Source organism: Bradyrhizobium sp. B124 (genome assembly GCF_038967635.1).
Taxonomy (GTDB): domain Bacteria; phylum Pseudomonadota; class Alphaproteobacteria; order Rhizobiales; family Xanthobacteraceae; genus Bradyrhizobium.
The window spans coordinates 823,828-845,524 of sequence record NZ_CP152413.1 but is presented as its reverse complement, the minus strand read 5'-3'; the positions used below and the strand labels follow the sequence as shown (position 1 = coordinate 845,524).

Sequence of the window (21,697 nt, the reverse complement as noted above, 5' to 3'; positions counted from 1 at the left end):
CGCTTCATCCGGGCTACAGATTCCCCTGCATCACTTCAACGTCGCGGTCAGCGCTTCCGAAAATGCTTCATCGGTGCGGTCGAGCCGCAGCGGCGTCACCGAGACGTAGCGCGCGGCAAGCGCGGCGAGATCGGTGCCTTCGGCCGGCGCATCCATCATCGCCGCGCGCTCGAAGCCGATCCAGAAATACGGATTGCCGCGTCCGTCGTGACGGCGATCGATCTTCAGGAAACCCTGATTGCGCTTGCCCTGCCGCGTGATCCGGATGCCCTTGACGTCGTCGGGCATGCAGGACGGGAAGTTGACATTGATGACGGTGTTCCGGGGAACGCCTGCGCCGATCACCTTGCGGATGATGTCGGGTCCGAATTTCAGCGCGGTCTCCCACAGCGGCGCGTTGCGCGTCTCGATCGAGAACTCCTGCGACAGCGCAAATGACGGAAAGCCCAGGATGGTGCCTTCCAGCGCGCCGGCGATGGTGCCGGAATAGACCACGTCCTCGGCGACGTTGCGGCCCTTGTTGACGCCGCTCAGCACGAGATCTGGCAGCTTGTCTCCGAGGATGTGGCGCGCGCCCATGATGACGCAATCGGTCGGCGTGCCGCGCACCGCGAAGTGACGCGGGCTGACTTCGCGCAGACGCAGCGGATCGTTGAGCGACAGCGAATGCGAGACGCCGGACTGGTCGAGTTCGGGGGCGACGATCCAGACGTCGTCGGACAATGAGCGTGCGATCTGCTCGACGACCTGCAGGCCGGGGGCGTGGATGCCATCATCATTGGTGCAGAGAATTCGCATCCGTCAAAGTGCCCCTTGTTTCGATCCGACGCGGGTTTCTTGGGCGGCGGCTCCTGATTTGATTGCCGTCTTAACCGGCTAGGACCGTGGAGGCAAACCCGGCCCCTGCCATCGCGCCGAGGCGACGCGCCATGGATGCACGAATCTGCCGCTGCCGGCGATCTTGCGGTCGAACACCGGCCAGGCCGGCCGCCGAACGGACGTGAGGCCTGATGGTGAGGGCGGCGGCGTAGGCGCCTCCGGCTCAACCGGCGCAGCCTGGCGAGCTTCGGGAGGTTCGGGAGCTTCGGACCTGATCGGCTCGGTCTCTGGAAGCTCAGGCTTCGGAGCCTCGCGTTTTGCAGGCTCGCCCCCGAGCGATTCAACCCCGGGCGATTCAGCCCTCCGAGCTTCAGGCCTGAGCGGCACGGCTGCGTCCGGGGGAGTCTGGCCGAGTTCCGGCTTGGACGGTTTCGGAGGCTCAGACCTGAGGAGCTCGGCCCCGGCGGGTTCGGTCTTGCCAGGTGCAGACGTGAGAGGTTCAGGTCTGGGCGGCGGCGCGGGCACCTGCTCGGCCGGCCTTGCGACGGGCGCGGCCGATTTCGATTTCAGCCTCGCCAGCAGCTCCTCGATCGAGGGCACCGATTCCGCGTCAAGCGGAGCACGCGGCGCGGCCGGCGGCATGGCCCGGACCGGAGGCGGCGGTGGCGCGACGGCCGCGGGCAGATCGGCCGGCGCCAAGTAGGCGAACTTGCCGCGCGCGATCTCCAGCGCCTTGTCGAAATCGGGCCTGTCGATCCAGACCTTCGATTGTATCTCGGTCACGCGGGCTTCCCACAAACGCGCGGCCTCGATGTCGTAATAGCCCATCTGCTTCTGATTGATCAGCTGCAGACCGTGGCCCGTGACGGCCCATTGTCGACCAAGCCAGTGGATGTCCCGATGGAGCGGCATCACACTGGCCCTCGCCTCACATGCCGTGCTCGATGACTTTGAGCCCGCCCATATAGGGCTGCAGCACATCGGGCACCGCGATCGAGCCATCCTGCTGCTGATAGGTCTCCATCACAGCGATCAGGGCGCGCCCGACCGCCGTGCCGGAGCCGTTCAGCGTATGTACGAAGCGCGGCTTGCCGTCGGGGCCGCGATAGCGCGCGTCCATGCGACGCGCCTGGAAATCCCCGCACACCGAGCAGCTCGAAATCTCGCGATAGGCACCGCCATCGCCCTGCCCCGGCATCCACACCTCGATGTCGTAGGTTTTCTGCGCGGAGAAGCCCATGTCGCCGGCGCACAGCGTCATCACGCGATAATGCAAATCGATCTTCTGCAGAACCTGCTCGGCGCAGGACAGCATGCGCTCGAGCTCATCCTTGCTGGCTTCGGGCGTCGTGATCGACACCAATTCGACCTTCGTGAACTGGTGCTGCCGGATCATGCCGCGCGTGTCGCGTCCCGCCGCACCGGCTTCGGCGCGGAAGCACGGCGTCAGCGCCGTGAGCCGCATCGGCAGCTCTTTTTCGTCGAGGATGGACTCGCGCGCGAGGTTGGTCAGCGAGACTTCCGCGGTCGGAATCAGGCCGAGGCGCTCGCTGCGCAAATCGGCATTCGGCGCCGCGAGCAATTCGCCCTTGATCGCCCAGAACTGATCGTCCTCGAATTTCGGCAACTGGCCGGTACCGAACATCACGGCGTCGCGCACCAGCAGCGGCGGATTGATCTCGGCGTAGCCGTGCTCGCCGGTGTGCAAATCGAGCATGAACTGCCCGATCGCACGCTCGAGCCGCGCCAGGCCTTTCTTCAGCACGACGAAGCGGGCGCCGGACAATTTCGCCGCCGCCTCGAAATCCATGTAGCCGAGCGCGGTGCCGAGATCATCATGCAGCTTCGGCGCAAAGCCGTAGTCGCGCTTCTTGCCGAACACATGGTGCTGGACGTTGCCGTGCTCGTCGGTGCCGTCGGGCACCTCGTCGAGCGGCAAGTTCGGAATTGACGACAGCTCATTCGTCAGCTCGTCGTCAAACGATTTCGCGGCAGCCTCCAGCTCCGGCATCGTGGTCTTGAGCTCGGCGACCTCGGCCATCAGTTTGGCCGCGCGCGCTTCGTCCTTTGCCTTCTTGGCGTAGCCGATCTCCTTCGAGGCCGCGTTGCGTCGCGCCTGGGCCTGCTCGGACGCCAGGATCGCCGCACGCCGCTTCTCGTCGATCGCCAGCAGCGACGGCGACAGAGCCCCAAGTCCGCGGCGTTTCAGGCCGGCGTCGAAGGCTGTCGGGTTGTCGCGGATCGCTTTGATATCGTGCATGGTGTGGTAGTCCTGACGGCGGGCTTGCAGATAACGTTGTACTTCAACGTTTGCGTTGCATGTTTCCACTAGCACGACCGTCATCACCCGCGAAAGCGGGTGATCCAGTATTCCAGAGGCGTCGGCGTGTCGCCGAGAAGCCGCGGCGTACTGGATACCCCGCCTTCGCGGGGTATGACACCGAGTGTGAGGCGAAGACCGCCCTACTCGGCCGGATTGGTCGCCGACGGCGCGCTCGAGGTCGTGGCCTTCTTCTCCACGATCCCGACCGCGATGATGGCGCCCTCGTAGAGCAAGAGCAGCGGGATCGCGAGCGAGGCCTGGCTCAGCACATCGGGCGGCGTCAGCACGGCGGCGATGATGAAGGCGATCACGATGAAGTAGCGCCGCTTCTCCTTCAACATCTTCGAGGTGACGATGCCGATGCGGCCGAGCAGCGTCAGGATCACCGGCAGCTGGAACGCGATGCCGAAGGCGAAGATCAGCGACATCATCAGCGAGAGATACTCGCCGACCTTGGGCAGCAACTGGATCTGCGCCGTCTCCGTGCCCGCCGACTGCTGCATGCCGAGAGAAAAGCGGGTCAGCATCGGGAAGACCACGAAATAGACCATCATCGCGCCAAGCACGAAGAACACCGGCGTCGCGATCAGATAAGGCAAGAACGCGTTGCGCTCATGCTTGTAGAGCCCGGGCGCCACGAACTTGTAGATCTGCGTCGCGACGATCGGAAACGAGATGAAGCCGGCGCCGAACAGAGCGAGCTTGAGCTGCGTCAGAAAATATTCGAGCAGCGCGGTATAGATGAATTTGGAATTTTCCGGCCCTGCCACCCAGATGAAGGGCCAGACCAGGACGTTGAATATCTGCTTGGCGAAGAAGAAGCAGATGATGAAAGCGACGCCGAAGCCGAGCAGCGCCTTGATCAGCCGCGAGCGCAGCTCGATCAAATGATCCATCAAGGGGGCCTTGCTGGCCTCGATATCTTCGGCGCTCATGACGCCCTCGCGTCCTTGAGCACGTCAGGCTGTGGCGGCGTCTCGTCCTGCGCAGGCGCCGGCTCGGGCTTCACCTCGCTGGTGATCGCGAGCGGCTCGCCGGCGGCAGCGTGCGTCTCGGCCTCGACGAAGGCTTCCGGTGTCGGCGGTGCGGGTGTTGTCGGAGTGACCGGTGCGTCGCTTGACGTCACCGGTGCGTCGATTGCGGAGGCGACCTGCGCATCGACCGGCTTGTCGATCTGCAGGGCGTCGCTGACGTCCTTGTGCAGCGAGGTCATGATGTTGCCGCTGGTGATGCCGGTTGCGGCTTCCCTGACCTCGTCAAAACTCTTCTTGAGGTCGGCCATCTCGGCCTCGCGCATGGCTTCCTGGAACTGGCCCTGGAATTCGGAGGCCATTTTCCGGGCCTTGCCCATCCATTGCCCGACCATGCGCAGCACGCCCGGCAGCTCTTTCGGGCCGATGGCGATCAGCGCGACGACCGCGATGACGACCAGTTCACTCCACCCGATATCGAACATGAATTGTTCCGCCTAAGCGCGCCGCCATCGGCCCCATTGGTCCTAGCAGGATGTGGGGCTGCCGGCGCCTTTTCTCAATCGGCGTCCATAGCGCTTCCGAGCGACGGCGTCACCGTTTCGCGCAAAGAAAAACGTCGAAATATGTGTCAGTACAGGCGCGTTAGACGGCCTTGCTGCCGACATCCTGGCGCGCGGCCGACGGCGCCGCATTGTGGTCGATCGCCTTGGTGGACTCCGGCTTGTCCGCGACCTTGTCGTCGTCCTGCATGCCTTTCTTGAAGGCCTTGATACCTTGGGCGACGTCACCCATCAGGTCCGAAATCTTGCCGCGTCCGAACAGCAGCAGGACCACTGCGATCACGACGATCCAGTGCCAAATGCTAAGCGAACCCATCCTGCAACCCTCCAGAAATGGCCGGTAGACCGGCCTGAACATGGCCGGAAGTTAGGCCCGCGGGGTGTCAAAAACAAGGACCTCGGCCGCGGCAAATCGCTGTCGCGGCTACGTAATATTGCTAGGCTTAACCGGGAATATTCCGGGCTATTCGCCCTTCTCCTCGGCGCCGTCGTCATCGCCCGCGTGGATGCGCTCGTCCGGCTCATCAGCGTCAGGTTCGGCCGCGTCAGGTTCGGCCGCGTCCACCTCGGCGGCAACTTCCGCTTCGAGGTCGGTTTCGGCCTCGGCTGTCGTTTCGACCTCGGCAGTCCCAACCTCGGTAGCCTCAACCTCGGCAACCGCTTCGCTCTCGGTCTTCGGTTCCTCGGCTTCAGGCTCGACGGCCGGCGCGAGCAGAAGTTCCAGCGTGTCGCCGGGCTCGAGCGGCTCCTCGTCCTCCCGCAGCGTCGCATCATCCGATGGTGAGGGAACGGAAAAGCCGGTCGGCAGCCGCGAGTCGAGCAGGCCGGTGCCCTTCAGCTCCTCGAGCCCCGGCAGGTCGCCGAGCGCTTCCAGGCTGAACTGCGACAGGAATGCGTCGGTGGTTCCGAAGGTCAACGGACGGCCCGGCGTCTTGCGACGGCCGCGCGGACGGATCCAGCCCGTCTCCAGCAGCACGTCGATCGTGCCCTTCGACGTGACCACGCCGCGAATCTCTTCGATCTCGGCACGGGTCACCGGCTGGTGATAGGCGACGATCGCCAGCACCTCGATCGCTGCACGCGACAGCTTCCGGGTCTCGGTGCTCTCGCGCGTCATCAGCCACGACAGATCGCCGGCGGTGCGGAACGTCCACTTGTTGGCGACCCGAACCAGGTTGACGCCGCGCGGCGCATATTCCGCCTGCAACTGTGCGAGCGCCACCTTGATATCGACGCCGTCGGGCATCCGCTTTGCCAGCGTTGCCTGATCGATCGGCTCGGCCGATGCGAACAACAGGGCTTCAAGGAGCCGCAATTCCTCAGGACGCGCTACCGGATGATCCATAGGAGAAACCTTCTCCTCGGGCTCGTCTCTGCGCACTTCCGCCAAGCTTGCCATGGGCTTGCTCTCCTTCTTCCACTTACTCAACCGACAGGTCCGGCGCAGCCATTGCGGCCTGCGCTTGACGCTTTCGGAAATAGATCGGCGCGAACGCCTGCTTCTGGTTGATTTCCATCTCGCCCTCGCGAACCAGTTCGAGGGCAGCAGCGAAGCTCGATGCGAACACCGTGGCCTTCTGCTTGGGATCGGCGACGTAGTTCATCAGGTACTCGTCGAGGCAGCTCCAGTCCTCGGCGAGGCCGACCAGCCGCTCCAGCGAGGCGCGCGCTTCCGCCAGCGACCACACCGTCCGCTTGGCCAGATGCACTGAGGTCAGCACGCGCGATGCGCGCTGCGTCGCATAGGCCGACAGCAGGTCGTACAAGGTCGCAGTGAACTTCGGATGCTTGATCTCGGCGATCGATTCCGGATTGCCGCGCGGAAAGATATCGCGCTGGAACTGCGGCCGGTTCATCAGCCGGTTCGCCGCCTCGCGGATCGCCTCCAGACGGCGCAGCCGGTTGGCGAGCGCGGTCGCCATTTCCTCGGCGCTCGGCCCCTCCGCACTCGGCGGCTCGGGCAGCAAAAGCCGCGACTTCAGGAAGGCAAGCCAAGCCGCCATCACCAGATAGTCGGCGGCAAGCTCGAGGCGGATTTTGCGCGCGGCCTCGATGAACGAAAGATATTGGTCGGCGAGCGCAAGAATCGAAATCTTCGACAGGTCAACCTTCTGCTGCCGTGCCAGCGTCAACAGCAGGTCGAGCGGGCCCTCATAGCCCTCGACGTCGACCACCAGCGCCGGTTCGCCCTCGGCGAGGTCGGCCGGCCGCCCGGTCTCAAACGATAGAATTTCAGCGGTCATGCCGTCCCTACCCGATTCAACAACGCATCCAGTTCTGCCCGTGCCGCCTGCCGGTCGAGCGGTTCAGGCTGCTTCCGCGCGGCGAGCGTCGCCTTGGCTCGCTCAAGCGCCTTGCCGGCGAGTTCCGGCGTCTCCCGCGCGACCTCGCGCATTTCGTCGATATTGCCGTTGCAGTGCAGAACCATGTCGCAACCGGCGTTGACGATGGCGCGGGTCCGCTCGGCAATTGATCCGGCCAGCGCATTCATCGACACGTCATCACTCATCAACAAACCTTGGAACCCGATCAGGCCGCGAATCACCTGTTCGATGATTGTCGCAGAAGTCGTCGCCGGATGGACGGGGTCCAGCGCGCTAAACACAACATGTGCGGTCATCGCCATCGGCAGGTCCGCCAACGGCTGGAACGCGGCAAAATCGGTCCGTTCCAGCTCGTCTCTGGCGGTATCGACCGTCGGAAGCCGGAAATGGCTGTCCGCGGTGGCGCGGCCATGGCCAGGAATGTGCTTGAGAACCGGCAGCACGCCGCCCCGTTCTAGCCCGTCCGTGACCGCACGGGCGATCGCCGCGACCTTGTCCGGTTCGGTTCCATAGGCCCGGTTGCCGATCACCGCATCTGCGCCGGCCACCGGAACGTCGGCCAAGGGCAGGCAATCGACGGTGATTCCGAGGTCGATCAGGTCGGCCGCAATCAGCCGTGAGCTGAGCCGGGCCGCGGTCAGGCCGAGCTTCGGGTCGATGTCGTAGAGCGCGCTGAAGCTCGCGCCGGGCGGATAGACCGGCCAATGCGGCGGTCCGAGCCGTTGCACCCGCCCGCCCTCCTGGTCGATCAGGACCGGCGCGTCGGCCATGCCGGCCGCCGACCTGAGTTCCCCAACAAGAGCGGCCACTTGGGCAGGGCTCTCGATGTTGCGCTTGAACAGGATGAAGCCCCATGGCCGCTCGGCGCGAATAAATTCGCGTTCAGCGTCGTTGAGGATCAGCCCGGATATGCCCGTGATGAATGCGCGGTTCGTCATTCGGCCGATTAGGCCGTATGCAGCTCACGGGTCAAGGAAACGGCCCTTAATTTCTTTGGATGAGGCACTGCGGCCCACCGGCCGACATCAGGCTCCGGCACAGCTGGTTCGCCTCTTCCGACGACGCGAACGGGCCGGCAAAGGCGCGGTAATAGACGCCCTTCTCCCCGAGATCGACGCGCTTCACCACCAAAGGCTGTGAACCGAGTACACTGCGATATTTGCCCTGCAGCGTCCGATAGGACGACTGTGCGTCCGCCTCGTTCTTCTGCGACGACACCTGGACCAGATATCCACCGCCACCAACGGAGGCGGTCGTGTTGGATGCAACCCGGGTCGGAGGCGCGGCCGGGGCTGCGTCAGCCTGCCCGGGAACCAGCGCCATTGGCGCGTTCACGCTGGCATTGGCCGCGGCCGGGTTGCCGCGCGACACCGGAGGCTTCGCTGCGGCCGCAGGCTTGGCCGGCGCGGCGGCCGCGGCCTGCGCGCCATCGGGCGAATCGCCCTTGACCGCGAGCGTGCGAACCCTGCGCGGCTCGTTGTTCGGCAACGTCCCGTTCGCGGTGATCGGCGCCGGCGCGGGCTGCGCCGTCTGCACGGTCGATGCCGGCGGCGGATTCGCATTTGCGTTCAGCGGCGGAAACACGACGCGCGGTCCTGCGGTCTTCGAATTGACGTCGACCGGGGTCTCTTCACGCGACACGATCTTCTCGGTGCCGTCACCCGCTGCCATGCGATCCGGTGTCTTGGCCGGCGCATCGGCCTGGGCCGGGATCACCTTGGTCGGCGTGTTGTCGGCCTTGATGATCGGCGGCTCACCGCTGCGGGGCGAGCCGACATAGGTTCGGTAAGCGTACGCGCCGCCGACGCCGAACACGCCTAGCGCCAAGACGGCGGCGACCGTCATCAGGCCGCTGCTCCGCCGACGCGGTTCAGGCTCTTCTTCGTCGGCCTCATACGCATAGGGATCGTCCGGATAGGATGGATCGCGCTGCAGATCCTGTTCGCCGGCTTCCAGCTGGCCGTAGAGCGCATCGTCATAGCGCGACGGATCCTGGCCCTGATCGCCACTCTGATAGGGCTCGTCGTCAAAGGCCTCGGGCTGTCGCGGGGGCTCGACCGGCCGATAGCTTGCGACCGGTTCGGGCGCAGGCGGCTGCGCCTGCTGGGCCGCATAGCGATGCAACGGATGCACCGGCTTCGGCTGGTAGTCCTGTTCGGGCTCTTCGTACTCGGTGTGCTGCACGGGCGGCGGAGCGACGGTCTCCTGCCGCGCGCGCTGCATCCAGGGCGGCGGGCCCGCGGGCGGCGGCGCATCCTCGTCCTCGGCCTGCGGATCATATTGTTGCGGCCGCGCATTGGCGCGCGACTGCAGCGGACGCGGCGGCGGCTTGTTCGCGCTGCCGAACGGATCCGTCTGTCCGATCAGCCGGGCCAGTTCGGCGAGCGGATCGCTCTCGGCCTTGGGTGCCGCGTCGGTGGAAAAATGTCGGTCCTGATATCGATCAGCCATCGTGATGATGCATCCCCTTCGGGACAGCGCCAAGATCGCCGGCACAGCCGGTCCGAACGAGTTGGCCCCTGCCAGATGCCCTCACAAATCCCCACTCGTGAAGGCCTAATGCCCCTGCCTACCGCATCTCGGTCGGAGCGTGGACGCCTAGAACAGCTAAGCCCGATGCCAGAACCGAGACGACGCCCTGAACCATTGCCAGTCGCGCCCTCGTGATCTCTGCATCATTATTGATAATGAAGCGTAAATAGGGCAAATCGCGCCCCTTGGTCCACAGCGCATGAAATTCACTGGCCAAATCATATAGATAAAAAGCGATTCGGTGCGGCTCGTGTGCCACCGCGGCAGCTTCGATCATCCGCGGATACAGCGCAAGCTGCTTAAGCAGGCCGAGCTCGGACGGATCGGTCAGCCGCTCGACCGCAGCGTTTCGCAGATAGGCCAGCCGGGCCTCATCGGTCTCGGGCAGGTCGGGAACCGCCTCCTCCCGCGCATTGCGGAAGATCGAATGGCCACGGGCGTGACCGTACTGGACGTAGAAGACGGCATTGTCCTTGGACTGCTCGATCACCTTGGCGAGGTCGAAATCGAGCACCGCGTCGTTCTTGCGGAACAGCATCATGAACCGGACCGCGTCCGAGCCGACCTCGTCGACCACCTCGCGCAGCGTGACGAATTCGCCGGAGCGTTTCGACATCTTCACCGGCTCGCCGTCGCGCAGCAGCTTGACGAGCTGCACGATCTTGACGTCGAGCGTGGCTTTGCCGGCAGTCACTGCCTTCACCGCCGCCTGCATCCGCTTGATGTAGCCGCCGTGATCGGCGCCGAACACGTCGATCAGATTGGTGAAACCGCGCTCGAACTTGTTGCGGTGGTTGGCGATGTCGGACGCGAAATAGGTGTATGAACCGTCCGACTTGATCAGCGGACGATCGACGTCATCGCCATAGGCGGTGGCGCGGAACAGCGACTGCTCGCGGTCTTCATAATCCTCGACCGGCTTGCCTTTTGGCGGCGGCAGGCGGCCTTCGTAGATGTCGCCCTTGGCGCGCAGGAAATCGATGGTCTCGGCGACCTTGTTGTTGCCTGATGTGATCAGCGAGCGCTCGGAGAAGAACACATCGTGATGGATGTTGAGCGCGGCGAGATCGACCTTGATCATCTCCATCATCATGGCGATCGCCTTGTCGCGCACGATCGGCAGCCACGCGGCTTCCGTCATGTTGAGCAGCTTCTCTCCGTATTCCTTGGCAAGCGCCGCGCCGACCGGCACGAGGTAGTCGCCGGGATAGAGCCCCTCCGGGATCGCGCCGATGTCCTCACCGAGCGCCTCGCGGTAACGCAGAAATGCCGAGCGCGCGAGCACGTCGACCTGGGCGCCGGCGTCGTTGATGTAATATTCGCGGCAGACGTCGAAGCCTGCGAATTGCAGCAGGCTGCACAGCGCATCGCCGAACACAGCGCCGCGGCAGTGGCCGACATGCATCGGCCCGGTCGGGTTGGCCGAGACGTATTCGACATTGACCTTCTCGGCCTTGCCGATGTCGCTGCGGCCATAGGCCGAGCCGGCGGCCAGCACGGCGCGTAGCGCGTCCGCCCAGACCTGCGGCTTCAAGGTCAGGTTGATGAAGCCGGGCCCGGCGACATCGACAGACGCCACCAGCGCGTCGGCACGCAGCCGCTCCGCGATCTTGTCGGCGAGCTCGCGCGGCTTGGCCTTGGCCTCCTTGGCGAGCACCATCGCGGCATTGGTCGCCATGTCGCCATGGCTGGCATCGCGCGGCGGCTCGACCACGACGCGGGACAGATCGATGCCCGCGGGCCAGTTATCCTCGGCAGCGACAGCGGCACAGATCGCGTGCACGCGCGCCAGCATGTCGGCAAAAAGGTGTGGTGTCGCAGGGGTGTCGGCCATGGCAGGGCGCTAACGCAAATCCGGGGTCGAGTCAAAAAGCCTTTGATGCTCGATCAGGGCGAAACGGTCGGTCATCCCGGCAATGAAATTGCCGATCCGCCTGTTCCGCGCGCTGCCGGTCTCCTGCACGCTTCCCTCGATCCATTCCGCCGGCAGGTCGCCCGGCGATTGCCGGTAGCGCTCATAGAGATTGCGGACCACCTGCTCCGCCTCCCGCATGACCAGCATCACCCGCGGGTGGCGATACATCCGCCGGAACAGGAACGCCTTGATCGCCGCCTCCTGCTCGGCCACCTCGGGCGGAAACGCGATCAGCGGCGCGTTGTGGTGGCGCACATCCTGGGCCGATTGCGGCTGCGCGACCGCAAGCCGCCGGGTCGCCTCGTTGAAGACCGCGCTGATGAAATGCGAGATCAGCTCACGCACCAGTTCGGCGCCGCGCCGGACCTCGTCGAGCCCGGGGTAATGGCGGTCGATCTCGGCGATGATCTCTGCGGTCAGCGGCATCTCCTTGAGGTCATCGACCGCAAACAGACCGGCGCGCAGGCCGTCGTCGATGTCATGGGCGTCATAGGCGATGTCGTCGGCGAAGGCCGCGATCTGCGCCTCGAGCGAGGCATAGCTCCAGAGCTCGAGATCGTAGGCCTGGTTGTAGTCGGCGATCCCGATCGGAAGGCCGCTGTCGACGTAGCGGCCGCTAGGTGCGCCGTTGCGTTCGGTCAGCGGGCCGTTGTGCTTGACGATACCCTCGAGCGACTCCCAGGTCAGGTTCAGCCCGCCGAATTCGGGGTAGCGATGCTCCAGCGAGGTGACGACCCGCAGCGCCTGCGCATTGTGGTCGAAGCCGCCGTCGTCCTTGAGGCAGTCGTCGAGCGCCCGCTCCCCGGCATGCCCGAACGGCGGGTGGCCGAGATCGTGCGCCAGCGCCAGCGTCTCGGTCAGATCCTCGTCGACCCCGAGCTGGCGCGCCAGCGCGCGGGCGATCTGGGCGACCTCCAGCGAATGAGTCAGCCTGGTGCGGTAATGATCGCCTTCATGGAAGACGAAGACCTGGGTCTTGTGCTTGAGGCGGCGGAACGCGGTGGAATGGATCACCCGGTCACAATCGCGCCGGAACGGGCTGCGGGTCCGGCTCGGCGGCTCCAAGACAAGCCGGCCGCGGCTGCGGTCGGGGTCGCAGGCATAAGGCGCGCGGGGGGCAGCCATTCCGACCGACACGGTATTTTAGTCCTTATCCATTTGATTCCATGGTCCGACGCACTTAACTATGACTGAGGCGGCTGACCAAATGAATTGGGCATGACGCCGAGAATGATCCGATCAAACCATGCTCAAATAGGGTTTCGGAGACCAATATGACTGCTGCCATCACCGTCAGCGAACGGGCCGCCCGCCGGATCGGACAGATCCTCAGCAAAGAAGGCGACGGCGCCAAGCTGCGCATTTCGGTCGAGGGCGGCGGCTGCTCCGGTTTCCAGTACAAATTCGACGTCGAGCGCACCCAGGCCGATGACGACCTGGTGATCGAGCGCGACAGCGCCGTGGTGTTGATCGACCCCGCCTCGGTCCCGTTCCTCGCGGGCTCGGAAGTCGACTTCGTCGACGACCTGATCGGCGCCTCGTTCCGCGTCGTCAATCCGAACGCCACCGCGTCCTGCGGCTGCGGCACCAGCTTCTCGATCTAACGCTTCTTTGCCCGACGCGGCTGCTCCACGCCAACCGGTGACCGGTTCGCCGGAGACGCCAGCTACTCTGCCGCCACCACCTGCGGCCGCTCGACGTCGCTGGCCGCCTCCGCCTGCGGATCGAGCTTGCGGCGCAGCCTGCGGTCGATACGGTCGAGATAGATGTAGATCACAGGCGTGATGAACAGTGTCAGCAGCTGCGACACGCAGAGGCCGCCGACCACCGCGACGCCGAGCGGCTGACGCAGTTCGGCGCCGGCGCCGGCACCGAGCGCGATCGGCAGCGTGCCGAAGATCGCCGCGAACGTCGTCATCATGATCGGGCGGAAACGCAGCAGCGCCGCCTCGCGGATCGCGTGCTCGGCGCTGAGGCCGACGCGGCGGCGCTCCAGCGCGAAGTCGACCATCATGATCGCGTTCTTCTTGACGATGCCGACCAGCATCACGATGCCGATCATCGCAATTACCGATAGCTCCATCCCGAACAGCATCAGCGTCAGGATCGCGCCGATGCCGGCCGACGGTAGGCCCGAGATGATGGTGATCGGATGGATGAAGCTCTCGTAGAGAATGCCGAGGATCACGAAGGCCGCGAACACGGCGGCGAGGATCAGGACACCCTGCCCGCGCAGCGAATCCTGGAATACCTGCGCGGTGCCGGAGAATCCGGTCGCAATCGTCGGCGGCAAATTCGCGGTCTGCTCGAGCTCGGTGATCTTGTCGACGGCATAGCCGAGCGAATTGCCGGGCGCGAGATTGAACGAGATCGTCACCGCCGGCTGCTGGCCCTGGTGGTTGATCTGCAGCGGCCCGACCGTCGGCACCAACCGCGCTACCGCATCCAGCGGAATGGTCTGCCCATTCGCGGTCTTCATGTAGAGCTTAGAGAGATCGGACGGATCGACGCGGAACTGCGGCTGCACCTCCAGGATGATCTGGTAGTCGTTCGACGGCATGTAAATGGTGCCGACCTGCCGCGAACCGTAGGCGTTGTAGAGCTGGTTGCGGACCTGGTCGACGGTGATGCCGTAGACCGCCGCCTTCTCGCGGTCGATATCGACCGTCATCTGCGGGTTCTTGATGTAGAGATCGGTGGTGACGTCGAGCAGGCCCGGGATCTTTTCGATCTTGTCGCGCATCTCCGGCGCCAGCCGGTACAGCGACTCGGTATCGCCGCTCTGCATCACATACTGATACTGGCTCTTCGAGATGCGGCCGCCGATGTTGAGATTCTGGACGCTCTGGAAGAACGCCTGCATGCCCGGAATCTCGCGCGCCTTCTGGCGCAGCCGTCCGATCACCACGGTGGCGTTGTCACGCGTCTTCTGCGGCTTCAGCGCGATGAACAGGCGGCCGTAGTTGGTGGTCGGATTGGGACCGCCGGAGCCGACCGTGGAATTGATGTAATCGATCGCCGGATCGGTCCGCATCACCTCGACCAGCGCCTGCTGGCGCACCTTCATCGCCTCGAACGAGGTATCGGTCGCAGCTTCCGTCACGCCGATCAGAAAGCCGGTGTCCTCCTGCGGGAAGAAGCCCTTCGGGACGATCATGTAGAGGTAGATGGTGCCGCCGAGCGTCGCGAGCGTCACGATCAGCATCAAGGCTTTCTTGGCCAGCACCCAGTCCAGCGCCCATTCATAGGCGCGCAGCCAGGCCTCGAACATCGCCTCGAACGCCCGCAACACGATGTTCGGACGCTTGGTCGCGTCATGCGCGCGCAGCACGCGGGCGCACAGCATCGGCGTCAAGGTCAGCGACACGAAGCCGGAGACGATGATCGCCACCGAGATCGTGACCGCGAATTCGCGGAACACGCGGCCTACGATGCCGCCCATCAGCAGCACCGGGATGAACACGGCGATAAGCGAGAAGGTGATCGAGATGATCGTGAAGCCGATCTCGCGGGCGCCCTTCAGCGCCGCCTCGAACGGCTTCATGCCGTGCTCGATATGGCGGACGATGTTCTCCAGCATGACGATGGCGTCGTCGACCACGAAGCCGACCGAGAGCGTCAGCGCCAGCAGCGTCATGTTGTTGATCGAGTAATCCAGCGCGTACATCGCAGCGCAGGTGCCGAACAGCGAGATCGGCACCGCCAGCGCCGGAATGAAGGTCGCCGACGCCGAGCGCAGGAACAGGAAGATGACGAGGATCACCAGCGCGATCGCGATCAGCAGGGTCTCCTCGACGTCGCTGACCGCCTGCCGGATCGAGACCGAGCGGTCCATCATGACCTGCATGGTCACGGAGGGCGGGATCGCGGCGCGCAGCGACGGCAATTTCGCCAGCACGGCATCGACGACTGCCACGGTGTTGGCGTCGGGCTGCTTCTGGATCGCGAGCACAATCGCCCGCTCGTCGTTCATCCAGGTCGCGATCTTGTCGTTCTCGACGCTGTCGTAGACCTTGGCGATCTCGTCGAGCCGGACCGGCGAGCCGTTGCGCCAGGCGACATAGATCTGGCGGTAGTCGGCCGCCTTGTCCATCTGGCCGGAGGCCTGCAGCGCGACGTCCTGTTTGGGGCCGTTCAGCGTGCCGACCGGGGTCGAGGAATTGGCGCGCGACACTGCGGCGCGGATATCCTCCATCGAGACGCTGCGGGCAGCCGCGGCCTCCGGATCGGCCTGAACGCGGATCGCAAATTTCTGCGCGCCGTAGATCAACACCTGGGCAACACCGGGCAGCTGCGACAGCGCCTGCCCGATCGTGATGTCGCCGTATTCGTTGACCGCCGACAACGGCAGCGTCGCCGACCCCAGCGAGACGAACAGCACCGGGAAATCGGCCGGGTTCACCTTCCGGAAGCTCGGCGGGATCGTCATTTCGATCGGCAGCCGGCGCTGCGCGATCGTCAACGCCGTCTGCACGTCGAGCGCGGCGGCATCGATGTTGCGGTTGAGGTCGAACTGGATGGTGATGACGCTCGTGCCCTGCGAGGAGTTCGAGTTCATCGAGGAGATGCCGGCAACGGTCGAGAGCTGGCGCTCGATGATGCCGGCGACCGAGGCGGCCATGGTGTCGGCGCTGGCGCCCGGCAGCGTGGCCGTGACCGCGATGGTCGGGAAATCCACCTTGGGCAGCGCCGAGACCGGCAGCAGGCGGAAGCCGAACACGCCGAATGCGATGATCGACGCCGTGATCAGCGTCGTCATGACCGGGCGGCGGATGCAGAGCTCGGAGAGCGTCATCGGTCAGGCTCCGGCCTTGCGCGCCCGCAACTCGACCCGCGATCCCTCCGACAGCAGCAGCTGGCCGTCGACGACGATGCTTTCATCGCCCGCCAATCCATCAGAGATCACCGAGCTGCCCTGGAAGGTGCGATCGACCTTGACCGCCCGCACCTTGGCGACGCCGTCCTGGACGACGAAGACGAAATTGCCGTTCTGGCTGCGCTGGACCGCGACCGTGGGCACCACGACCGCGTCTTCGCTGCGGATGATCAGCTTGGTCTGCACGATGGTGCCGGGCCACAGCGTCTCGCTCGCATTGTTCATGATGCCGCGCACCGTGACCATGCCGGTGGTCGCATCGACGGCGTTCTCGACCATCGCGACCTTGCCGCTCTCGGAACGCTGGTGGCCGGGAATGGTCGCGATCACCTTGGGATCGTCCTTCCCCATGGCATCGCGCAGATCGACCAGCGCACGCTGGGGAATGGCGAAGGTGACATAGACCGGCGCCATCTGGTTGATGACGGCGAGCGGCTGGGTATCTGCCGGGCGGACGAAGTTTCCGACCTTGACGTTGGCGGCGCTGATCCGGCCCGCGAACGGCGCGCGGATCACGGTGTAGCTCTTCTGGACGCGGAGGTTTTCCAGCGCGAACTGGTCGGCCTTGATGGTGCCGATCAGGACATCGGACTGGGTCTTGGCATTGTCGAGATTGACCTGCGTGGTCGCGCCCTTGCCGACGAGCTCCGTATAGCGGCGGAGGTCGCGCTGCGCGCCCTCGAGCTGGGCCTGGTCGCGGGCCAGCACGCCCTCGGCCTGCTCGATCTGGGCATCGATCTGCCGTGCGTCGAGCATGAACAGCAGGTCACCCTCATTGACCTTGGCGCCGTCCTCGAAATGCACCGAGACGATGGTGGTTTCCAGCCGCGACTTCAGCGCCACGCTGGAGATCGGCGTGACCGTTCCGATCGCGTCGACATCCACCGGCACCGACCTGCGTTCGGCCTTGGCCAGATCCACCGAGACCACACGCGGCCGCGGCGTCCCCTGTGCGGTGGCGGCACCGCCACCCATCCATGAAGCGCGGGTCATGTAAGCCGCCCCGGCTGCAATGCCGAGAACAGCGACAGTCAGAACCAAATTCCGTTTTTTCATAAGTCTTGCACGTGCGCCGCCCGCTTCCCCTCAGGGCCGGGACGCTTCGCAACTCCCCCGTCGGCAATTGTTACGCCTTGTTTCCGGAGAGGGTTAGCACAGGCGGATCGCCCATGGTATGCCACCTAAGTAAAATCCTGCGGCTTCAATCCCGGTCATTCGCATCCGCACTCCTGGAAATTCGGCATGCGACGGGGCGGGCAATCGCGCTACCCTTTCGCCTCCAGATCGAATGTTTCGAATCCCCCTGATGTCCATCTCCGTCCGCGTCTGCACCTGGGAAGAAGCCCGCGAACGCTCCGGTGCCATCCGCTACAGCGTCTTTGTCGAAGAACAGGGCGTTCCGGCGGAACTTGAATGGGACGAAATGGACGTGTCGAGCTGGCATGCCCTGGCGTTTGCCGAAGACGGCACCGCCGTGGCGACGGGCCGGTTGTTGCCCGACGGCCATGTCGGCCGGATGGCGGTGCTCAAGGCGGCGCGCGGCACGGGCATGGGCGCCCGCGTGCTGGATGCGCTGATGGCCAAGGCGGCCGAACTCGGCTATCCGGAGCTGATCCTCAACGCGCAGACACACGCAGAGCGGTTCTACGCACGCGTCGGCTTCGAGCGGATCGGCGAGGAATTCGAGGAGGCCGGCATCCCGCACATCGAGATGCGGAAGCGGTTGGTCTAAAGCGGGGCGCTCGGTCACGTGTCCCATCAATGAAGGAAGTCCGATGGCAGTTCGCATCGCTACGTGGAACGTCAACTCGGTCCGGCAACGGATCGAACTTCTGGTCGCCTGGCTGAAGGAGTGTTCCCCCGACATCGTCTGCCTGCAGGAGATCAAATGCGTCGACGACGCGTTTCCGCGGCTCGAGGTCGAGGCGCTAGGATATAATGTCGTCACCCACGGCCAGAAGACCTTCAACGGCGTGGCGCTGCTTTCCAAGCTGCCGTTCGACGAGACCAAGTCGGGCCTCGCCGGCGACGACGAGGACGCCCACGCCCGCTTCCTCGAAGGCGTCGTCACGCTGAAGCAGGGCGTGGTGCGGGTCGCGTGCCTTTATCTGCCCAATGGCAACCCCGCCAACACCGACAAATATCCGTACAAGCTCAAATGGATGTCGCGGCTTCTTGAGTACACGCGGCAACGGCTTAAGGCCGAGGAGCCGCTGATCCTGGCCGGCGACTTCAACGTCATTCCGGCGGCCCGCGACGTCTACAATCCGGCCGCCTGGACCGACGATGCCCTGTTCCGCCCTGCGACCCGCGAGGCCTTCCAGTCGCTGCTCGGCCTCGGCCTGACCGATGCGCTGCGCGCGGTCAATGACGAGCCCGGCCAGTACACCTTCTGGGACTACCAGGCCGGCGCCTGGCAGAAGAACTGGGGCCTGCGCATCGACCATCTGCTGATGTCGCCGCAGGCCAGCGACCGGCTGATCGACGTCGGGATCGATAGCTATGTCCGCGCCTGGGAGAAGCCCTCCGACCATGTCCCGGTCTGGGCCGATCTCGATTTCGAGACCGTCTGAGCTCGCCGGCCGCGGGGATATCAATCCCGGCGGCCTCTAATCGCGACGACCCTGCACCCAGTGCTCGAGCATCTGCAGCGCCATCGCGCGGTCGTCTTCGGACGCCTTGGTGATCGCCCGGTTGTAGCTTTCCTTGATCCAGGCCTCGTCGGGCGTGGCGCTGTCACGCGCCAGGGTCAGCCACATCAGGCCACGTGCCCGCTGCGGCGGCAGCCGGTCGCCGTTGAACAGCATCTGGCCAAGCAGCGCCTGCGCCTGATGCTGGCCCTTCTGGGCGGCAAGCCCGAGCCAGCGCGCGCCATAGCGGAAGTCGTCCCGCGAGGCGTCCGGCGTCTTCAGGTAAAGCCGGGCAAGGTCGTACTGGGCATCGGCATTGCCGAAATAGGACGCGGCATAGGAGAACATCTCCCGCGCCCGTTCGGTGTCCGCCTTCACCTTGGAATTGGGAATGCCGCTCAGATAATAGCGGCCGAGCGCCACGAAGGCGTTGGCCACGATCGAAGCCTGCGGCGCCGACGGCGAGTCCTCGGCATGCGCATTGGCAATCCGGCTGAAATACTCGAAGGCGCGCATGTCGTCCTGGATGACGCCGTCGCCCTCGGCGTACATCTTGCCAAGTTTCCACTGCGCCACGGGGTGACCGCCCTCGGCCTGGTACTGCAGCGTGCTGAAGGAGGAGGTCGGCGAGGTCGCCGCAGGCGCAACCGGCGTGGCGGCCCGCTTCAGGGCACCGGCCGTGCCGGGCTGCGGAGCGACCACCGGAAGAACGGTATCCTGGGGGTTGACCGGGGCGCCGTCGAATCCGAATCCGGGGCCCGCCACCGGAATGGCCCCTAACGCAAACGCAAATATCGCACGCTTAAACGTCCGCATAACACTGTTTCTCGTACGCGCCACCCGGATGGGTGACTGCGCCATCCACCGCCGGCCCCACTTGCTCGGCGTACTTCCACAGCGCACCAGATGTATGGTTCGTCGCGCGAGGGGCCCATTTGGTCTTACGATTTGCGAGTTCGGCGTCGCTCAAATTTACGTTAAGGGTGCCGGCGACCGCATCGATCTCGATGATGTCGCCGTCTTGCAACAACCCGATCGGCCCACCGACGGCCGCTTCAGGTCCAATATGTCCGATGCAGAAGCCACGGGTGGCGCCGGAGAACCGGCCATCGGTGATCAGGGCAATCTTGCCGCCCATCCCCTGCCCGGTCAGCGCCGCCGTGGTCGCCAGCATCTCCCGCATCCCGGGACCGCCCTTCGGCCCCTCGTAGCGGATCACAATCACTTCGCCTTCCTTGTAGGTGCGCTTCTGCACCGCCTCGAAGGCGTCTTCCTCGCGGTCGAAGCACCGGGCCGGACCGGTAAACTTCAGGTTGGACATTCCCGCGACCTTCACGATCGCACCCTCCGGAGCGAGATTACCCTTCAGCCCGACAACGCCACCTGTCACGGTGATCGGATTGTCGGCGGGCCGCACCACGTCCTGGTGCGGATTCCATTTCACGCTTTTGAGGTTTTCGGCGATCGTTCGGCCAGTGACGGTCAGGCAATTCCCGTGCAGGTGGCCATTGTCGAGCAGCGTTTTCATCAGCAGCGGAATGCCACCAACTTCAAACATGTCTTTGGCAACATAACGGCCGCCCGGCTTCAAATCCGCGACGTAAGGAGTCTTTTTGAAGATTTCGGCAACGTCGAACAAATTGAATTTGATGCCGCACTCATGGGCAATCGCCGGCAGGTGCAGCGCAGCATTGGTCGAACCACCTGAGGCTGCAACCACGGCCGCAGCATTTTCAAGGGCTTCCCGGGTGACGATGTCGCGGGGCCGGATGTTTTTCTCGATCAGCTCCATCACCTTCTCGCCGGCGGCAGAGCAGAAGGCGTCGCGGATCTCGTAAGGCGCCGGAGCCCCGGCCGAATACGGCAGCGCGAGGCCGATCGCCTCGGAGACGGTCGCCATGGTGTTGGCGGTGAACTGGGCGCCGCAGGCGCCGGCCGACGGGCACGCCACCCGCTCGATCTCGTCGAGGTCCTCGTCCGACATGGCGCCGACCGAGTGCTTGCCGACCGCCTCGAACATGTCCTGCACGGTCACCGGCTGCCCGCGGAAGTTGCCGGGCAAAATCGAGCCGCCATAGATGAAGATCGAGGGCACGTTGAGCCGGACCATCGCCATCATCATGCCCGGCAGCGACTTGTCGCAGCCGGCGAGCCCAACCAGCGCATCATAGGAGTGACCGCGGACGGTCAGCTCGACCGAATCGGCGATGCATTCCCGCGACGGCAGCGACGAGCGCATGCCGTCATGGCCCATCGCGATGCCGTCGGTCACGGTGATGGTGCAGAACTCGCGCGGCGTGCCGCCGGCGGACGCCACGCCCTTCTTCACCGCCTGCGCCTGGCGCATCAGCGAGATGTTGCAGGGGGCAGCTTCATTCCAACATGAAGCAACGCCGACAAAGGGTTGATGAATCTGGGTTGTCGTCAGCCCCATCGCATAGAGATAGGACCGATGCGGTGCGCGCTGGGGCCCTTCCGTCACGTGACGGCTCGGCAGCCTGCCCTTGATGTTCGTCTTGGCGTCCATCGCGACCCTGTTCCCAGCGCTGTTTCCTCCAACAACGCCGGAACCGATCAAAAGTCCCGTCATCGCGAGCGCTGGCTATCCAGCTAGGTGAATATCCTTTCATGTCAGGGTGTGGCTAAAAAGCGGCGCGACTACGGACTGGCTGTGTTTAGGGTTAAATGTCGATTCACTGTTGCGACGACGCAACAATCGTGGCTCCCGGGCAACCATGTATTAT

19 protein-coding genes are annotated in these 21,697 nt (G+C 64.7%); 3 read left to right on the top strand and 16 right to left on the bottom strand.

What is annotated here, in order from left to right; genetic code table 11:
• Positions 1-30: 30 nt before the first annotated feature.
• The 12 genes from surE to AAFG13_RS03825 form a co-directional block, all read right to left on the bottom strand.
• A complete protein-coding gene (surE, locus tag AAFG13_RS03880; protein WP_092113995.1) occupies positions 31-798 on the bottom strand; it encodes a 5'/3'-nucleotidase SurE in 768 nt (255 codons plus the stop codon).
• Between the two features lie 78 nt (positions 799-876).
• Positions 877-1,647, bottom strand: coding sequence for a hypothetical protein (locus AAFG13_RS03875; protein WP_342711178.1), 771 nt, complete (start codon positions 1,645-1,647; stop codon positions 877-879).
• 100 nt (positions 1,648-1,747) lie between these two features.
• Entirely contained in the window at positions 1,748-3,079 is a 1,332-nt protein-coding gene (gene serS / locus AAFG13_RS03870) for a serine--tRNA ligase (protein WP_342711177.1), read from the bottom strand.
• A 203-nt stretch (positions 3,080-3,282) separates the two neighbouring features.
• Positions 3,283-4,077 (bottom strand): twin-arginine translocase subunit TatC, encoded by a 795-nt coding sequence (gene tatC, locus AAFG13_RS03865; RefSeq protein ID WP_092113989.1) that lies wholly within the window; start codon positions 4,075-4,077, stop codon positions 3,283-3,285.
• Positions 4,074-4,598 (bottom strand): Sec-independent protein translocase protein TatB, encoded by a 525-nt coding sequence (gene tatB, locus AAFG13_RS03860; RefSeq protein ID WP_212319590.1) that lies wholly within the window; start codon positions 4,596-4,598, stop codon positions 4,074-4,076. The genes tatC and tatB overlap by 4 nt, the downstream gene beginning before the upstream one ends.
• Before the next feature lie 160 nt (positions 4,599-4,758).
• On the bottom strand, positions 4,759-4,992 hold the full coding sequence (locus AAFG13_RS03855; protein ID WP_050400528.1) for a twin-arginine translocase TatA/TatE family subunit: 234 nt from the start codon (positions 4,990-4,992) through the stop codon (positions 4,759-4,761).
• 147 nt (positions 4,993-5,139) lie between these two features.
• A complete protein-coding gene (gene scpB / locus AAFG13_RS03850) occupies positions 5,140-6,075 on the bottom strand; it encodes an SMC-Scp complex subunit ScpB (RefSeq protein WP_342711176.1) in 936 nt (311 codons plus the stop codon).
• Positions 6,076-6,097: 22 nt separating this feature from the next.
• A complete protein-coding gene (locus AAFG13_RS03845; protein ID WP_092113984.1) occupies positions 6,098-6,919 on the bottom strand; it encodes a ScpA family protein in 822 nt (273 codons plus the stop codon).
• Positions 6,916-7,938: a beta-N-acetylhexosaminidase gene (gene nagZ, locus AAFG13_RS03840; protein ID WP_342711175.1), complete on the bottom strand. Its 1,023-nt coding sequence runs from the start codon at positions 7,936-7,938 to the stop codon at positions 6,916-6,918. The genes AAFG13_RS03845 and nagZ overlap by 4 nt, the downstream gene beginning before the upstream one ends.
• Before the next feature lie 46 nt (positions 7,939-7,984).
• Positions 7,985-9,451, bottom strand: a complete 1,467-nt coding sequence (locus AAFG13_RS03835; RefSeq protein WP_342711174.1) for an SPOR domain-containing protein — start codon at positions 9,449-9,451, stop codon at positions 7,985-7,987.
• A 118-nt stretch (positions 9,452-9,569) separates the two neighbouring features.
• Positions 9,570-11,366, bottom strand: a complete 1,797-nt coding sequence (gene argS, locus AAFG13_RS03830; RefSeq protein ID WP_342711173.1) for an arginine--tRNA ligase — start codon at positions 11,364-11,366, stop codon at positions 9,570-9,572.
• A 9-nt stretch (positions 11,367-11,375) separates the two neighbouring features.
• The gene (locus AAFG13_RS03825) at positions 11,376-12,584 is read right to left on the bottom strand and encodes a deoxyguanosinetriphosphate triphosphohydrolase (RefSeq protein ID WP_342711172.1); all 1,209 of its coding nucleotides are present in this window, start codon (positions 12,582-12,584) and stop codon (positions 11,376-11,378) included.
• Positions 12,585-12,721: 137 nt separating this feature from the next.
• Here AAFG13_RS03825 and erpA point away from each other — a divergent pair, with 137 nt between their 5' ends.
• The gene (gene erpA, locus AAFG13_RS03820; RefSeq protein ID WP_021081206.1) at positions 12,722-13,051 is read left to right on the top strand and encodes an iron-sulfur cluster insertion protein ErpA; all 330 of its coding nucleotides are present in this window, start codon (positions 12,722-12,724) and stop codon (positions 13,049-13,051) included.
• A 62-nt stretch (positions 13,052-13,113) separates the two neighbouring features.
• Here erpA and AAFG13_RS03815 read toward each other — a convergent pair whose 3' ends face one another.
• Together AAFG13_RS03815 and AAFG13_RS03810 are read right to left on the bottom strand one after the other, a co-directional pair.
• Entirely contained in the window at positions 13,114-16,242 is a 3,129-nt protein-coding gene (locus AAFG13_RS03815) for an efflux RND transporter permease subunit (protein ID WP_342711171.1), read from the bottom strand.
• A 3-nt stretch (positions 16,243-16,245) separates the two neighbouring features.
• On the bottom strand, positions 16,246-17,379 hold the full coding sequence (locus AAFG13_RS03810; RefSeq protein ID WP_342711170.1) for an efflux RND transporter periplasmic adaptor subunit: 1,134 nt from the start codon (positions 17,377-17,379) through the stop codon (positions 16,246-16,248).
• A 250-nt stretch (positions 17,380-17,629) separates the two neighbouring features.
• Here AAFG13_RS03810 and AAFG13_RS03805 point away from each other — a divergent pair, with 250 nt between their 5' ends.
• Positions 17,630-18,055 (top strand): GNAT family N-acetyltransferase, encoded by a 426-nt coding sequence (locus AAFG13_RS03805; protein WP_342711169.1) that lies wholly within the window; start codon positions 17,630-17,632, stop codon positions 18,053-18,055.
• 43 nt (positions 18,056-18,098) lie between these two features.
• Positions 18,099-18,896 (top strand): exodeoxyribonuclease III, encoded by a 798-nt coding sequence (gene xth / locus AAFG13_RS03800; RefSeq protein ID WP_342711168.1) that lies wholly within the window; start codon positions 18,099-18,101, stop codon positions 18,894-18,896.
• A gap of 36 nt (positions 18,897-18,932) precedes the next feature.
• Here the strand turns inward: xth and AAFG13_RS03795 are convergent, their stop codons facing one another.
• Both AAFG13_RS03795 and ilvD read right to left on the bottom strand, forming a co-directional pair.
• Complete coding sequence (locus tag AAFG13_RS03795; RefSeq protein ID WP_342711167.1) at positions 18,933-19,769, bottom strand: tetratricopeptide repeat protein; 837 nt, start codon at positions 19,767-19,769, stop codon at positions 18,933-18,935.
• Positions 19,756-21,480 (bottom strand): dihydroxy-acid dehydratase, encoded by a 1,725-nt coding sequence (gene ilvD / locus AAFG13_RS03790; protein ID WP_173643437.1) that lies wholly within the window; start codon positions 21,478-21,480, stop codon positions 19,756-19,758. The genes AAFG13_RS03795 and ilvD overlap by 14 nt, the downstream gene beginning before the upstream one ends.
• Positions 21,481-21,697: the final 217 nt, after the last annotated feature.